Consider the following 13793-nt stretch of genomic DNA (forward strand, 5'->3'; position numbering starts at 1 on the left):
CCGTCGAAACGGTTCAAGGCTTCTGACGTATTTTGGATGGGGACAACAATACTTCATTCCGGGGTTGTTTCGCAGCCTGCTCGATAAGGGGCAGGCATATTTTCCCGGCGTTTCACCTGTGGCGAGGGAGCTTGCTCCCGCTCGAGTGCGCAGCACTCGCAAAAAAGCCAGGGCCGCTTCGCTGCCCAGCGGGAGCAAGCTCCCTCGCCACGGTGGATATCATCGCTACAGATGCAACGCATGCCCCAACGCCCGCAACGCCGCTTCCTGCACGGCCTCACCGAGCGTCGGATGGGCATGGATGGTGCCGGCGATGTCCTCCAGGCGTGCGCCCATTTCCAATGACTGGCCGAACGCGGTGGACAGCTCGGACACGCCCACGCCGACCGCCTGCCAGCCGACAATCAGATGATTGTCCCGGCGCGCCACGACCCGCACGAAACCGCTTTTCGATTCCAGGGTCATTGCCCGGCCATTGGCGGCGAACGGGAAATTGGAAACGATGCAATCGAGCCCGGCCGCCTTGGCTTCGTCCGGCATCTTGCCGACCACCACCAGTTCCGGATCGGTAAAGCACACCGCCGCGATGGCCGTCGGGTTGAACTCACGATGCTGGCCGGCGATCAGTTCGGCGACCATTTCGCCCTGGGCCATGGCCCGGTGAGCGAGCATCGGTTCGCCGCTCAGGTCGCCGATGGCCCAGACGTTGCGCATGCTGGTCTGGCAGCGGTGGTCGATTTTCACTGCCGAACCGTTCATCGCCAAGTCCAGCGCTTCAAGGTTCCAGCCCTGGGTGTTGGGTTTGCGCCCGACCGCCACCAGCACCCGGTCAGTGGCCAGGTTCAACGTGTCACCCTGGGGATCGCGCACCTGCAACGTGCTGGCCTGGGCATCGAAGCCTTCGACGCTGTGCTTGAGATAAAGCTTCACGCCCAGTTGTTTGAGCGCCTCGTGCACCGGTTGGGTCAATTCACCGTCGTAGGCTGGCAAGATCCGTTCCTGTGCTTCGACCACGCTGACTTCGGCGCCGAGCTTACGATAGGCAATGCCCAGCTCCAGGCCGATGTAGCCTCCGCCGACGACCACCAGATGCTTGGGCACCGAGGTCGGGGCGAGGGCTTCGGTGGAGGAAATGATCGGCCCGCCCACCGGCAGCATCGGCAGGTTGACGCTTTTCGAGCCGGTGGCCAGCAGCAGGTGTTCGCATTGGATACGGGTGTCGCCAACTTCGACGGTCTTGCCGTCGAGCACCTTGGCCCAGCCATGGATGACCTGGACCTTGTGCTTTTTCAACAATGCCGCGACGCCCGTGGTCAGGCGATCGACGATGCTATCCTTCCATTCCACGCTCTTGCCGATGTCCAGGGTCGGCGCCGACACCGTGATGCCCAGGGCTGAGCCCTGGCTGTGGTGTCGGGTCTGGTGGAACTGCTCGGCCACGTGAATCAATGCCTTGGACGGGATGCAGCCGATGTTCAAGCACGTGCCGCCCAATGCCTGGCCTTCCACCAGGATGGTCGAGATGCCCAACTGGCCGGCGCGGATCGCCGCCACATAGCCGCCGGGGCCGCCGCCGATGATCAGCAGCGTGGTGTTCAAAGTCTGTTGCATTCGTTACTCCACGAACAGCGTTGCGGGTTGTTCGAGCAGGCCGCGCAGGGCCTGGATGAATTGCGCCGCGTCCATGCCGTCGACCACCCGGTGATCGAAGGAACTGGAGAGGTTCATCATCTTGCGGATGACGATCTGGCCTTTGACGACCATGGGCCGCTCGACGATTTTGTTCACGCCGACGATTGCCACTTCCGGCAGGTTCAGCACGGGTGTGCTGACAATGCCGCCCAACGCCCCGAGGCTGGTCAGGGTGATGGTCGAACCGGACAGCTCATCGCGACTGGCCTTGCCATTGCGGGCCGCCGTGGCCAGGCGCGAGATCTCCGCCGCGCTGTCCCACAGGCTACGGGCTTCGGCGTGACGCACCACTGGCACCATCAAGCCAACGTCGCTCTGGGTGGCGACGCCCACGTGCACCGCGCCTGAGCGGTGGATGACCTGGGCTTCGTCGTCGTAGCGCGCATTCATCTGTGGGAAATCCCGCAGGGCCACGACCAGCGCGCGCACCAAAAATGGCAGCAGTGTCAGCTTGCCGCGACTGGCGCCGTGTTTCTCATTCAAATGAACCCGCAGTTCTTCGAGGGCCGTCACGTCGATTTCCTCGACGTAGCTGAAATGGGCGGCGCGCTGGGTCGCGTCCTGCATGCGCTGGGCGATCTTGCGGCGCATGCCGATCACCGGGATCTGTTGGTCATCGTGGCGTTCGGCATAGCCCGAACCGCCCTTGGCCTGGGTCGATGGACCTTGGGCCAGATAGGCTTCGAGATCTTCATGCAGCACGCGGCCGGCCGGGCCGCTGCCCTGGACCAGGCGCAGTTGAATGCCCAGGTCCAGCGCGTGCTTGCGCACGGCCGGCGAGGCCAATGGGCGTTCTTCTGGATTGCGGGCCACGGGGGCCACGGCGGCGCAGCGTGGCGCGGCGACGGTTTTTTCCGGGGCCGGTTCAGACGTTGTAACGGGCGCAGGCTTTGGGGCCTGCACTGTGGCAGTCGATTTTGCCGGTTCGTTCAAGCTTTCCTTTACGTTGCCGGCGCCTTCCACTTCAATACGGATCAGTTCGCTGCCCACCGCCATCACTTCACCCGGCTCGCCGCCCAAGGCGATAACCCGACCGTGTACGGGTGAGGGGATGTCGACCATGGCTTTGTCGGTCATGACATCGGCCAGCACCTGGTCTTCGACCACCATGTCGCCCACCTTGACGTGCCACACCGACAGTTCAACTTCGGCGATGCCTTCGCCAATGTCCGGCATCTTGATAACGTGCGTGCCCATTCAGACCTCCATGACCCGTTTCAACGCCGCGCCCACACGGGACGGCCCTGGGAAATACGCCCACTCCTGCGCATGCGGGTAGGGAGTGTCCCAACCGGTGACGCGCTCGATCGGCGCTTCCAGGTGATGGAAGCAATGCTCTTGGACCAGCGACACCAACTCGGCACCAAAACCGCAGGTACGGGTGGCTTCGTGGACGATCACGCAGCGGCCGGTCTTCTTCACCGACTTGACAATGGTCTCCAGATCCAACGGCCACAGGCTGCGCAAGTCGATGACTTCGGCGTCGATGCCGGTTTCCTCGGCGGCGACCTGGGACACATAGACCGTGGTGCCGTAGGTCAGGATGGTCACGTCCTTGCCCGGACGGGTGATGGCGGCGACGTCCAGCGGCACGGTGTAATAACCGTCCGGCACTTGTGCCGAAGGGTGTTTGGACCACGGCGTCACCGGGCGGTCATGGTGGCCGTCGAACGGGCCGTTATACAGGCGCTTGGGTTCGAGAAAGATCACCGGGTCATCGTTTTCGATGGAGGCGATCAGCAGGCCCTTGGCGTCGTAGGGGTTGGAGGGCATCACGGTGCGCAGGCCGCAGACCTGGGTGAACATCGCCTCGATGCTCTGGCTGTGGGTCTGGCCGCCGTAGATACCGCCGCCGCAGGGCATGCGCAAGGTCATCGGCGCGGTGAACTCGCCGGCCGAGCGATAGCGCAGGCGCGCTGCCTCGGAAATGATCTGGTCCGACGCCGGGTAGACGTAGTCGGCGAACTGGATCTCGGCGACCGGCCGCAGGCCATAGGCGCCCATGCCCACCGCCACGCCGACGATGCCGCTTTCGGAGATCGGCGCGTCGAACACCCGCGAAGTGCCGTACTTGTTCTGCAGGCCTTCGGTGCAGCGAAACACGCCGCCGAAGTAGCCCACGTCCTGGCCGAACACCACGACGTTGTCGTCGCGCTCGAGCATCACGTCCATGGCCGAGCGCAGGGCCTGGATCATGGTCATGGTGGTAGTGGTCATGGCGGTGTCCAACGCAATATTGTTGTTGTGATCGTTCATGTCAGATCCCCAACTGCTGACGCTGGCGCTTCAAGTGCTCCGGCATCTCTTTGTAGACGTCTTCGAACATGGTCGCGGCGCTTGGAATCTGGCCGCCGGCGAGGGTGCCGTACTGCTCGGCTTCCTTCTGCGCGGCGATCACCTCGGCTTCGAGTTCGGCCGTGACTGCGGCATGTTCCTCTTCGGACCACTGGCCGATCTTCACCATGTGCTGCTTGAGGCGTGCGATCGGATCGCCCAGGGGGAAGTGGCTCCAGTCGTCTGCGGGACGGTATTTCGACGGATCGTCGGAGGTGGAGTGCGGGCCGGCGCGGTAGGTGACCCACTCGATCAGCGCTGGGCCGAGGTTGCGGCGGGCGCGTTCGGCGGCCCAGCGCGAGGCGGCGTAGACCGCCATGAAGTCGTTGCCATCTACCCGCAGCGAAGCGATGCCGCAGCCGACGCCGCGTCCGGCGAAGGTGGTGGCTTCACCGCCGGCAATGGCCTGGAAGGTGGAGATCGCCCACTGGTTGTTGACCACGTTGAGAATCACCGGCGCCCGGTAGACGTGGGCGAAGGTGAGGGCGGTGTGAAAGTCCGATTCGGCGGTGGCGCCGTCGCCGATCCAGGCCGAGGCGATTTTGGTATCGCCCTTGATCGCCGAAGCCATGCCCCAGCCCACGCCTTGGATGAATTGCGTGGCGAGGTTGCCGGAAATGGTGAAGAAACCGGCGTCCTTGACCGAATACATAATCGGCAACTGCCGGCCCTTGAGCGGATCACGCTCGTTGGACAGCAGTTGGCAGATCAGGTCCACCAGCGGCACGTCGCGGGCCATCAGGATGCTTTGCTGGCGATAGGTGGGGAAGCACATGTCGTCGATGTTCAAGGCCAGGGCCTGGGCGCTGCCGATGGCTTCTTCGCCAAGGCTTTGCATGTAGAACGACATCTTTTTCTGACGCTGGGCGACGACCATGCGGTTGTCGTAGATGCGCGTCTTGAGCATGGCGCGCATGCCCTTGCGCAGGATCTCGACGGGGATATCCGCGGCCCAGTCACCCAAGGCATTGCCTTGGTCGTCGAGCACGCGGATCAGGCTGCGGGCCAGGTCGGCGGTGTCGGCGGGTTCGACGTCGATAGGGGGTTTGCGCACCGTGCCGGCATCGGACAGATGCAGGTAGGAGAAGTCGGTCTTGCAGCCGGGACGGCCCGAGGGTTCGGGAACGTGCAGGCGTAGCGGTTCATACGCTGGGTTCATGGCTTTCTACGCTCGATCTTGTGAATTTCTTGTAGTGGGCGCGCTAGCTGACGAATTTCCCCGGGTAAGGGAAATTGTCCTACAACAATCATAGGCTCGACGCAGAAGAATATTTTTCTCTGTTAGCTTGCTGTTCAGATCATTTGCAGATAAAAAATCTGCACAACGATAAAAAACAGGATTATTTGTCTCATGCGTAAATTGGATCGCACCGACATCGGCATTCTGAACAGCCTTCAGGAAAACGCCCGTATCACCAACGCCGATCTGGCCCGCTCAGTGAATCTTTCACCGACGCCGTGCTTCAACCGGGTCCGGGCCATGGAGGAGTTGGGGGTGATCCGCGAGCAGGTGACCTTGCTCGATGCCGATATGCTGGGCTTGCACGTCAACGTGTTCATCCATGTCAGCCTGGAGAAGCAGGTGGAGGAGGCGCTGCAGCATTTCGAAGAGGCGATCTCCGACCGGCCGGAGGTGATGGAGTGCTACTTGATGGCCGGCGATCCGGATTATCTGATCCGCGTGCTGGTGCCGACGATCCAGTCGTTGGAGCGGTTCATGATGGATTTTTTGACCAAGGTCCCGGGGGTGGCGAACATCCGTTCGAGCTTTGCCCTCAAGCAGGTGCGCTATAAGACCGCGTTGCCGCTGCCGGCCAATGGCTTGACGTTGGGGACTTGAACCAAAAGGCTTTTAGGGCCGCTTCGCGCCCCAGCGGGAGCAAGCGCCCTCGCCACAGGATGGGGTTTGGGCCGGCCACCGACTCGCCAACCACTCATTTCCCGTGGCGAGGGAGCTTGCTCCCGCTGGGCTGCGCAGCAGCCCCCAATTTCTAAAGCTGGTTGATCGGGATTTTCAGGTAGATCACACCGTTGTCTTCAGCAGGCGGCAGGTGACCGGCCCGCACATTCACCTGGATCGCCGGCAACAACAGTGTAGGCATGCCCAACGTCTTGTCCCGCTCGGTGCGCATGGTCACGAACGTAGCCTCGTCGACCCCATCGTGAATATGGATGTTGTGCTGGCGCTGCTCACCTACGGTACTCATGCAATGGGGCTCGCGGTGCTCCGGGGGATAGTCGTGGCACACGTACAGGCGAACGCCGGCGGGGAAGGCCAGCAGCTTGCGGATCGAGGCGTAGAGTTGCTGGGCGTTGCCGCCGGGGAAGTCGCAGCGGGCGGTGCCTACGTCCGGCATGAACAGCGTGTCGCCCACCAGAATCACGTCGCCGTCGATCAGATAGGCCATGTCTGCCGGAGTGTGGCCGGGCACGTGCAGCGCGGTGGCCTTGAGGTTGCCGATGGAGAAGGACTCGTCGGCAGCGAATAGGTGATCGAACTGCGAGCCGTCCACCGCGAATTGCGGTTCGAGGTTGAACAACGCCTTGAAGACGCCCTGGACCTGGTTGATGGACTGACCGATGGCGATCTTGCCGCCCAGTTTCTGGCGCAGGTAGGGCGCGGCGGACAGATGATCGGCATGGGCATGGGTTTCCAGCAGCCATTGCACGGTCAGCCGGTGCTCGTGGACGAAGGCAATGATGCGGTCGGCCTGTTCGGTGGCGCTGCGTCCCGAAGTCGGGTCGTAGTCGAGCACTGGATCGACCACCGCGCATTGCCCACCGTCGTGCTCAAAAATGACGTGGGTGTAAGTCTTTGAGGCGGGGTCGAGAAAGCTTTGGATCTGCGCGGGCATGACAGCGAACCTGTGCGGGAAGAACTCATGAAAGGGCTGCTATGCAGCCCCGCGGGAGCAAGCTCCCTCGCCACATACCAATCTAAAATAGCTTGTTGCAACGCTTGGGACTTACAACATATGGTCCGCAGCTTAATGAGGGCCAAGGCGTCCTGCAAATGCGATCACACCTGCCAACAGGTGTGCGCGGCTTGAGAGAACCTTATGTTACTGGCAAGTTTTTTTGGTGTAGTCATGGGCCTGGTGCTCGGCCTGACGGGGGCGGGCGGTGGCATCCTGGCGGTGCCGGCGTTGGTATTGGGCCTGGGATGGAGCATGACCCAAGCCGCCCCGGTGGCGTTGTTCGCGGTGGGCAGCGCCGCCGCAGTGGGGGCCATCGACGGGCTGCGCCATGGCCTGGTGCGCTATCGCGCGGCGTTGCTGATCGCGCTACTCGGGGCGGTGTTTTCGCCGCTGGGCATCTACGTTGCTCATCAGCTCTCGGAAAAAATCCTGATGATGCTGTTCAGCCTGTTGATGGTGCTGGTGGCGGCGCGCATGTTGCGTCGCGAAAGCGTACAACCAGGCCCCAGCGACCACGGCGCGGCCAGTTGGGGCCAGAAAAATTGCATGCTCGACCGCGAGACCGGGCGCCTGGCCTGGACCGGCCGATGCACCGCCACGTTGTCGGCGTTGGGCGCGGTGACCGGGATGGTCTCGGGATTGCTCGGCGTCGGCGGTGGCTTTCTGATCGTGCCGGCGTTCAAGCAACTGACCGATGTGCAGATGCGCGGGATCGTCGCGACGTCCTTGATGGTCATCAGCCTGATTTCGTTGATCGGTGTAGTAGGTGCGTTTCATGCCGGGGTAAGCATCGACCGGGTCGGCGGCGTGTTTATCGCGGCGAGCATTCTCGGCATGGTGTTGGGCCGACGGCTATCGGCCCATGTCCCGGCCCGGGCATTGCAGGTGGGGTTTGCGGCGGTGTGCCTGGGGGTGGCGGTGTTCATGTGGGTGCGGGCGTAGCTACCAAGAACCTCGGTTGCACAGGGTCATAGCAGCCTGCACTGCATCGAAAACCCCAGCGTCACCGATTCCCCCTGCCTCAACAAGCGCAACCCCGGCCGTCCTGGCAGGTGGTGGGCGTTGACCGGATGGCTGACCGGTTCGATGCAGAAGAACCCCAGGTCCACCGGACAGTACAGCAGGAAATAATCGCAGCCGCTGGCCCGGCACTCCAGCTCGTAGCCCAGGTCTGGCTGCTGGATCAGGCAGTGCCCATTCCAACCGCCGAAGCCGTTGTCGACAAGCGTGTTGGGCAGTGAGCGCAGGTTCTCGAAGTTCCACTGATCAGGGACGTCGATCCGTTCCGTGGGCAGCTTCGCGGTGTCGCACATCCAGACTTCAGTTGCGCGGGTTTGCAGGCGTGTGCCGGCGGTGCGCGGGAAATACGGGTGCAAGCCCAGCCCATGCCAGGCGGGTTGTTCCGCCATGTGGGTGACGTGCATCGCGAGGTGCAACTGGCCGCTGCTCAAGCGGATGCGCAGGCTGGCGCAGTAGGCGAACGGGTACTGGCTGTCGAGCTGCAGCAACACTTCCTGGGCACTTTGTTCGGTCACTTGCCATGGCTGTTGCCAGGCGCTGCCGTGGATTGGAAAGGGATCGTTGGGGCTGTTGGGTTCCAGGGCGAGCCAGCCGCCGGGGCAATCGAAACCACCCTCGGCGATCCGGTTCGACCATGGGATCAACGGAAAACCGCCGAGCTTGCCGGGCAGGCCGTTTTCCACGGCGTTCGGAGCCGGGGGACGTAGCAGCGGCGCGCCGTTACTGCGCAGCGTCCAGTCGACCAGGCTGGCGCCCAGATGCGGGGCCAAGGTGAGGCGGGTCAGTTCGTCTTCGAGGTGCAGAAGAGGTGGGCTCATGGTGGTCGCGTCCGTCGAGTGGGGAAGCCTGTGTGGCGAGGGAGCTTGCTCCCGCTCGGCTGCGAAGCAGACGCCCTGCGTTGGAACCGGATGGGCCTGCTGTGCAGTCCAGCGGGAGCAAGCTCCCTCGCCACAAGGGGGCTTGCTTGCTGATGGAATGGTTACAACACCAGATGCGGCAGCCACAGCGAGATGGCCGGAATGTAGGTCACGAGCATCAGCACCACGAACAGCATGGCGTAGAACGGCAGCAGGGCCTTGACGGTGCTTTCGATACTGACCTTGCCAATGGCGGAGCCCACGAACAGCACCGCGCCCACCGGTGGGGTAATCAGGCCGATACCCAGGTTCACCAGCATGATCATGCCGAACTGCACCGGGTCCACACCGATGCCCACAATCACTGGCATCAGGATCGGCGTCAGGATCAGGATCAGCGGCGCCATGTCCATCACGGTGCCCAGCAGCAGCAGCATCACGTTGATGCACATCAGGATCACGTAGCGGTTATCCGACAGCGTCAGGAACATCGTGGTGATTTTCGCCGGGATCTCCATCAGCGTCATGATGTAGCCGAAGCTGGCGGCGAAGCCGATCAGGATCATCACGATAGAGATGGTGCGTACCGTACGGTGCATCAGTTTCGGCAACTCGCTCCATTTGTAGTCGCGGTAGATGCACATGGTCACGAAGAATGCCCACACCACGGCGATCGCGGCCGATTCGGTGGCGGTGAAAATGCCCGAGAGAATGCCGCCCAGGATGATGAACAAGGTCATCATGCCCCACATGGCTTCCTTGCAGATCTTCAACGCTTCTTTGAGCGGGATCACTTCGCCCTTGGGGTAATTGCGCTTCTTCGCAAAAACCAGGCACAGCGCCATCAGGCAAAGGTTCATCATGATGCCGGGGACGATGCCGGCCATGAACAATGAACCGATCGAGACGGTGCCGCCCGCGGCGAGCGAGTACAGCACAGCGTTATGGCTTGGCGGCGTGAGCAGTGCTTGTACCGAACCGCTGACGGTCACGGCGGTGGCGTACTCCCGCGGATAACCTTGGCGTGTCATTTCCGGAATCAGTACCGAACCGACCGAGGCGGTGTCGGCAACCGAGGAGCCCGAGATTGCACCGAAGAAACTCGACGCCACGAGGTTGACCAAAGACAGGCCACCGCGCACGAACCCCACCAGTACACTGGCGAATGCCACCAGTCGGCGGGACATGCCACCCTCGGCCATGATCGCGCCCGCGAGGACGAAGAAGGGAATGGCCAGCAGCGAGAATTTGTTCACCCCGCCCGTCACCTGGATCATCATGGCTTGGAACGGGATGTCGATCCAGAATGCACCGATCAGTGCAGAGGCACCGAGGGCGTAGGCCACGGGCATGCCGATCATGATCAACAACAAAAAACTGCCCAGCAGAATCAGAGCGTCCATTAAGCGGCACCTTCGTTTTCTTCAACCAGGTCGAACTGCACGACCCGACGCTGGCTTTGATCGCCCAGCAAGAGTTTTTCCAGCACAAAAATCAACGTCAGGAAGCCACCGATCGGTATCGGCATGTACGTGATGCCGACGCGCAGGGTAGGGATGGCGCTCATGAATTGATTCCACGTGGTCATGCACAGCTTGGTGCCCCACACGGTCATGAAAATGCACACCGCTGCCATCAACAGCTGGGAGACAACCGATGCGGCGGTTCTCAAGTGAGGCGGCATGCGAGAGGTAACCATGTCCACGGCCATGTGCGAGCCGGAGCGGTAGCTGGCGGCGGCACCGATGAAGGTGAACACGATCATCAGCAGGATCGCGGTAGGTTCCGGCCAGCTCGAGCCTGAGCCGAGCACGTAGCGGGCAAACACCCCCCAAGGGATCATCAGCGCAACGGCAAGGACAGAAAGGCCGGCCACCCAGATGCACGTCATGTAAATCTTATCGTTGATACGCAGCAGCAAATTCTTCATCGGGTTCCACCGTAACCGGGCGCGCCTTTTAACCGCAGGCGCGCCCAGCCGTTTCATTAGTACAGATTGAGGGACTTACTGGACAGCTTCGATGCGCTTGATCAGGTCGGCATACGGCGCGCCGTACTTGGCCCGCACCGGTGCAGTGGCGTCGTAGAAGGGTTTCTTGTCGACGGTGATGAACTCGACACCCGCGGCCTTGAGTTTTTCTTCACTGGCGGCGGATTTCTGGTCCCACAGCACGCGCTCTTCGGCCTGGGCAGCCTTGGCAGCCTTCTTGACCATCGCCTGTTGATCCGGGGTCAGTTTTTCCCAGGTGATCTTCGACATCACGATCGGCTCTGGCAGGATCAGGTGACCGGTCAAGCTGTAGTACTTGGCGTTCTGGTAGTGGTTGTGCTCGAGCAAGGTCGGCGGGTTGTTTTCCGCGCCGTCGATCACGCCGGTCTGCAGGGCACTGAAAATTTCGCCGGTGTCCATCGCGATGCCGTTGGCGCCCATGGCGTTCATCATCTCGATGAACATCGGGTTGCCCTGGACGCGGATTTTCATGCCCTTTAGGTCTTCGAGCTTGCGCACCGGCTTCTTGGTGTAGACGTTGCGCGTGCCGCCGTCCATCCAGGCCAGGGCCACCAGGCCGAATTCAGAGTTGGTGATCCGGTCGAGGATTGCATCACCCACGTCACCGTCGATGACGGCGCGCATGTGGGCCTGGTCGCGGAAAATGAACGGCATGTTGAAAACGTTCACGTCCGGCACCACAGGGCCGACGATACCCAGGCTGACCCGAGACATCTGGATCGCGCCGGCTTGCATTTGCTCGATGACTTCTTTTTCGGAACCCAATACGCCACCCGGGAAGAACTTGAACTTCAGTTCGCCCTTGCTCTGCGCTTCCAGGGTTTTACCCATGGATTCTTCGGCGACCACGGTCGGGTAGCCTTTGGGGTGGATGTCAGCGATTTTCATATCAAGGGCGTGCGCCGCTTGGGCCAGGAAGGCCAGGGGCAGGGCTGCGATCAGAAGGGTGCGTTTGAAATCCATGGTCAATCTCCAGTTTGTTGTTTTTTTTATGGCTCATTCAGCAAAGCGGTGAAGCAGATCATTTCGCGGCGTGTTTTGGCCCTCCGAAAGCCGGTTCAGCCAGGCCCTTCACGCCAGGGTTCAGCGCGAACACGCCGCCGGCCAGGGATTGCGGATCGTTATCGTCACCCGGGCGAATCGAGGTCACGAACAGGGTGTCCAGGTTGCTGCCACCGAAGGCGCACATGGTCGGTTTCTTCACCGGTACTTCCAGCGAGCGATCCAGCCGGCCGTCGGGGGAGAAGCGGTGGATGAGGCCGGCATCGTTGGCGCAGATCCAGTAGCAACCGTCGGCATCGACTGCCGCGCCGTCCGGGCGTCCGGCCAGGGGCATCATGTCGACGAACAGCCGCCGGTTGGACGGCGTGCCGCTGTCGATGTCGTAGTCGAAGGCCCAGATCTGCTGGACCAGCGGGTGCGAATCGGAGAGGTACATCGTGCGTCCGTCCGGGCTGAAACCCAGGCCATTGGGCACGATGAAACCGCTCAGTTGTGCCTCGACCGGGCTGCGTTGCCCGGCCTCGTAGCGGTACATCCGTCCTTCGTCGGCATTGGCGCCCATGTTCAGCACCATGCTGCCGGCCCAAAAACGGCCCTGGCGGTCGCAACGGCCATCGTTGAGGCGCATGTCGCTGCGGCTGTGCTCGACGTTTGCGCACAGTTCACTGTCCAGGCTGCCGTCGTCATGCGGGTGCAGGCGGAAGAAACCGCTCTCCATACCTGCTACCCAGCCACCGTCCTGATGGCGGGCAATGCAGGCGAGCATTTCCGGCGCTTCCCAACCCTGGATTTTTCCAGTGCTGGCATTCCAGCGTTGCAGGCCACCGTTGGGGATGTTCACCCAATACAGGGCGTTCTCCTCGGGGACCCACACCGGGCTCTCCCCGACGGCGTTACGTGCATCGACAATCAATTCGGCTTGCATGGCGATTCCTTGGTTCGTTCGTATCCCATGAAAACAGGCGAATCATTCGAACGGGCCGGCCGCCACAAAGGCACCGCCCTGGTAAACCATGGCCGGGTCATCGGCGGCCGGCATCGGCTGCGCTTCGACCTTGGCGCGGAAAATTTCCGAGCTGTCCTTGGGCTGGTAACCCAGGTGCGCGGCGTGGCTGTTGTCCCACCAGACGTCGCGGTTGGCTGACACGCCATAGACCACGGTGTGGCCGACGTTGGGGGTGTAGAGCGAGCATTCGATCAGTTGGGTGAGGTCGTCGAAGCTCAGCCAGGTGCTCATCATCCGGCGGTTCTGCGGCTCGGGGAACGACGAGCCGATGCGGATGCTGACGGTCTCGATGCCGTAGCGATCGAAATAGAAACTGGCGACGTCTTCGCCGTAGGACTTGGACAGGCCGTAGTAGCTGTCCGGACGGCGAGCGCAGTGGGCGTCGATGGTCTCGTCCTGCTTATAGAAACCGATCACGTGGTTGGAACTGGCGAAAATCACTCGCTTGACGCCGTGCTTGCGAGCGGCCTCATAAATGTGGAAAACCCCGCTGATATTAGCGCCGAGGATTTCCTCGAAAGGGCGCTCAACCGAAACACCGCCAAAATGCAGAATGGCATCGACGCCCTCTACCAGTTGGTGCACGGCCTGTTTATCGGACAAATCGCATGGCACGACTTCTTCGCTTTCATCGATGGCCGGTGCCATGTTGGCGATATCGGACAGGCGAATGTGACGTGCGAAGGGCTTGAGGCGCTCACGCAGGACTTTGCCCAGGCCGCCGGCGGCACCGGTCAGCAGCAGACGATTGAGAGGGTGGCGAGTGTGTGTCGTAGTCATGGAATTACCTGAGCAAACAGTGAGAGGTATTAGTTGTTATAAGTTGTCGTATGACTGTGGAGAAATATCCTTATCCTTCCGCTACCTTGTCAATGTTTGATCGACGAATCGCTCTAGACCGGCATCCTTGGCGTGGCTTGCCGCGCTGCCATGACCCGCTGCAAACGGGCCAT

The 13793-nt window shown here is 61.8% G+C and carries 13 protein-coding genes; 2 read left to right on the forward strand and 11 right to left on the reverse strand.

What is annotated here, in order from left to right:
• Positions 1-225: 225 nt before the first annotated feature.
• Genes lpdA through PFLQ2_RS17365 form a run of 4 tightly spaced genes read right to left on the reverse strand, consistent with a single transcriptional unit; the run spans position 226 to position 5185 of the window.
• Positions 226-1611, reverse strand: a complete 1386-nt coding sequence (gene lpdA / locus PFLQ2_RS17380; protein ID WP_003180444.1) for a dihydrolipoyl dehydrogenase — start codon at positions 1609-1611, stop codon at positions 226-228.
• Positions 1612-1614: 3 nt separating this feature from the next.
• Positions 1615-2889 (reverse strand): dihydrolipoamide acetyltransferase family protein, encoded by a 1275-nt coding sequence (locus tag PFLQ2_RS17375; RefSeq protein ID WP_003180446.1) that lies wholly within the window; start codon positions 2887-2889, stop codon positions 1615-1617.
• Complete coding sequence (locus tag PFLQ2_RS17370; protein WP_003180449.1) at positions 2890-3948, reverse strand: alpha-ketoacid dehydrogenase subunit beta; 1059 nt, start codon at positions 3946-3948, stop codon at positions 2890-2892.
• Position 3949: 1 nt separating this feature from the next.
• Positions 3950-5185 (reverse strand): 3-methyl-2-oxobutanoate dehydrogenase (2-methylpropanoyl-transferring) subunit alpha, encoded by a 1236-nt coding sequence (locus tag PFLQ2_RS17365; protein ID WP_003180454.1) that lies wholly within the window; start codon positions 5183-5185, stop codon positions 3950-3952.
• Positions 5186-5377: 192 nt separating this feature from the next.
• On the opposite strand from PFLQ2_RS17365, the gene bkdR reads away from it, so the two are divergent.
• Positions 5378-5866, forward strand: coding sequence for a Bkd operon transcriptional regulator BkdR (bkdR, locus tag PFLQ2_RS17360; protein WP_003180456.1), 489 nt, complete (start codon positions 5378-5380; stop codon positions 5864-5866).
• A gap of 151 nt (positions 5867-6017) precedes the next feature.
• Here bkdR and PFLQ2_RS17355 read toward each other — a convergent pair whose 3' ends face one another.
• On the reverse strand, positions 6018-6881 hold the full coding sequence (locus PFLQ2_RS17355) for an MBL fold metallo-hydrolase (protein WP_003180457.1): 864 nt from the start codon (positions 6879-6881) through the stop codon (positions 6018-6020).
• Between the two features lie 204 nt (positions 6882-7085).
• Between PFLQ2_RS17355 and PFLQ2_RS17350 the strand changes: the two genes are divergently transcribed.
• Entirely contained in the window at positions 7086-7886 is an 801-nt protein-coding gene (locus tag PFLQ2_RS17350) for a sulfite exporter TauE/SafE family protein (protein ID WP_003180459.1), read from the forward strand.
• Between the two features lie 26 nt (positions 7887-7912).
• On the opposite strand, the gene PFLQ2_RS17345 is transcribed toward PFLQ2_RS17350, so the two are convergent.
• The 6 genes from PFLQ2_RS17345 to PFLQ2_RS17320 all read right to left on the reverse strand — a co-directional run bounded on the left by PFLQ2_RS17345 (position 7913) and on the right by PFLQ2_RS17320 (position 13620).
• Positions 7913-8782, reverse strand: a complete 870-nt coding sequence (locus PFLQ2_RS17345; RefSeq protein WP_003180462.1) for an aldose 1-epimerase — start codon at positions 8780-8782, stop codon at positions 7913-7915.
• 161 nt (positions 8783-8943) lie between these two features.
• Entirely contained in the window at positions 8944-10224 is a 1281-nt protein-coding gene (locus tag PFLQ2_RS17340; RefSeq protein ID WP_003180464.1) for a TRAP transporter large permease, read from the reverse strand.
• Positions 10224-10751 (reverse strand): TRAP transporter small permease, encoded by a 528-nt coding sequence (locus PFLQ2_RS17335; RefSeq protein ID WP_003180466.1) that lies wholly within the window; start codon positions 10749-10751, stop codon positions 10224-10226. The genes PFLQ2_RS17340 and PFLQ2_RS17335 overlap by 1 nt, the downstream gene beginning before the upstream one ends.
• Before the next feature lie 75 nt (positions 10752-10826).
• On the reverse strand, positions 10827-11795 hold the full coding sequence (locus PFLQ2_RS17330) for a TRAP transporter substrate-binding protein (protein ID WP_003180468.1): 969 nt from the start codon (positions 11793-11795) through the stop codon (positions 10827-10829).
• A 58-nt stretch (positions 11796-11853) separates the two neighbouring features.
• Complete coding sequence (locus PFLQ2_RS17325; protein ID WP_003180470.1) at positions 11854-12759, reverse strand: SMP-30/gluconolactonase/LRE family protein; 906 nt, start codon at positions 12757-12759, stop codon at positions 11854-11856.
• A 42-nt stretch (positions 12760-12801) separates the two neighbouring features.
• Positions 12802-13620: an NAD-dependent epimerase/dehydratase family protein gene (locus PFLQ2_RS17320; RefSeq protein WP_003180472.1), complete on the reverse strand. Its 819-nt coding sequence runs from the start codon at positions 13618-13620 to the stop codon at positions 12802-12804.
• Between the last annotated feature and the right edge of the window lie 173 nt (positions 13621-13793).

The sequence above is a fragment of the Pseudomonas fluorescens Q2-87 genome (assembly GCF_000281895.1).
Classification (GTDB): Bacteria; Pseudomonadota; Gammaproteobacteria; order Pseudomonadales; family Pseudomonadaceae; genus Aquipseudomonas; species Aquipseudomonas fluorescens_S.

What these genes read in the sequence shown, in the direction of transcription:
- lpdA (WP_003180444.1), bottom strand. Translation starts at nt 1,611, where the DNA reads ATGCAACAGACTTTGAACACCACGCTGCTGATCATCGGCGGCGGCCCC.
- PFLQ2_RS17375 (WP_003180446.1), bottom strand. Translation starts at nt 2,889, where the DNA reads ATGGGCACGCACGTTATCAAGATGCCGGACATTGGCGAAGGCATCGCC.
- PFLQ2_RS17370 (WP_003180449.1), bottom strand. Translation starts at nt 3,948, where the DNA reads ATGAACGATCACAACAACAATATTGCGTTGGACACCGCCATGACCACT.
- PFLQ2_RS17365 (WP_003180454.1), bottom strand. Translation starts at nt 5,185, where the DNA reads ATGAACCCAGCGTATGAACCGCTACGCCTGCACGTTCCCGAACCCTCG.
- bkdR (WP_003180456.1), top strand. Translation starts at nt 5,378, where the DNA reads ATGCGTAAATTGGATCGCACCGACATCGGCATTCTGAACAGCCTTCAG.
- PFLQ2_RS17355 (WP_003180457.1), bottom strand. Translation starts at nt 6,881, where the DNA reads ATGCCCGCGCAGATCCAAAGCTTTCTCGACCCCGCCTCAAAGACTTAC.
- PFLQ2_RS17350 (WP_003180459.1), top strand. Translation starts at nt 7,086, where the DNA reads ATGTTACTGGCAAGTTTTTTTGGTGTAGTCATGGGCCTGGTGCTCGGC.
- PFLQ2_RS17345 (WP_003180462.1), bottom strand. Translation starts at nt 8,782, where the DNA reads ATGAGCCCACCTCTTCTGCACCTCGAAGACGAACTGACCCGCCTCACC.
- PFLQ2_RS17340 (WP_003180464.1), bottom strand. Translation starts at nt 10,224, where the DNA reads ATGGACGCTCTGATTCTGCTGGGCAGTTTTTTGTTGTTGATCATGATC.
- PFLQ2_RS17335 (WP_003180466.1), bottom strand. Translation starts at nt 10,751, where the DNA reads ATGAAGAATTTGCTGCTGCGTATCAACGATAAGATTTACATGACGTGC.
- PFLQ2_RS17330 (WP_003180468.1), bottom strand. Translation starts at nt 11,795, where the DNA reads ATGGATTTCAAACGCACCCTTCTGATCGCAGCCCTGCCCCTGGCCTTC.
- PFLQ2_RS17325 (WP_003180470.1), bottom strand. Translation starts at nt 12,759, where the DNA reads ATGCAAGCCGAATTGATTGTCGATGCACGTAACGCCGTCGGGGAGAGC.
- PFLQ2_RS17320 (WP_003180472.1), bottom strand. Translation starts at nt 13,620, where the DNA reads ATGACTACGACACACACTCGCCACCCTCTCAATCGTCTGCTGCTGACC.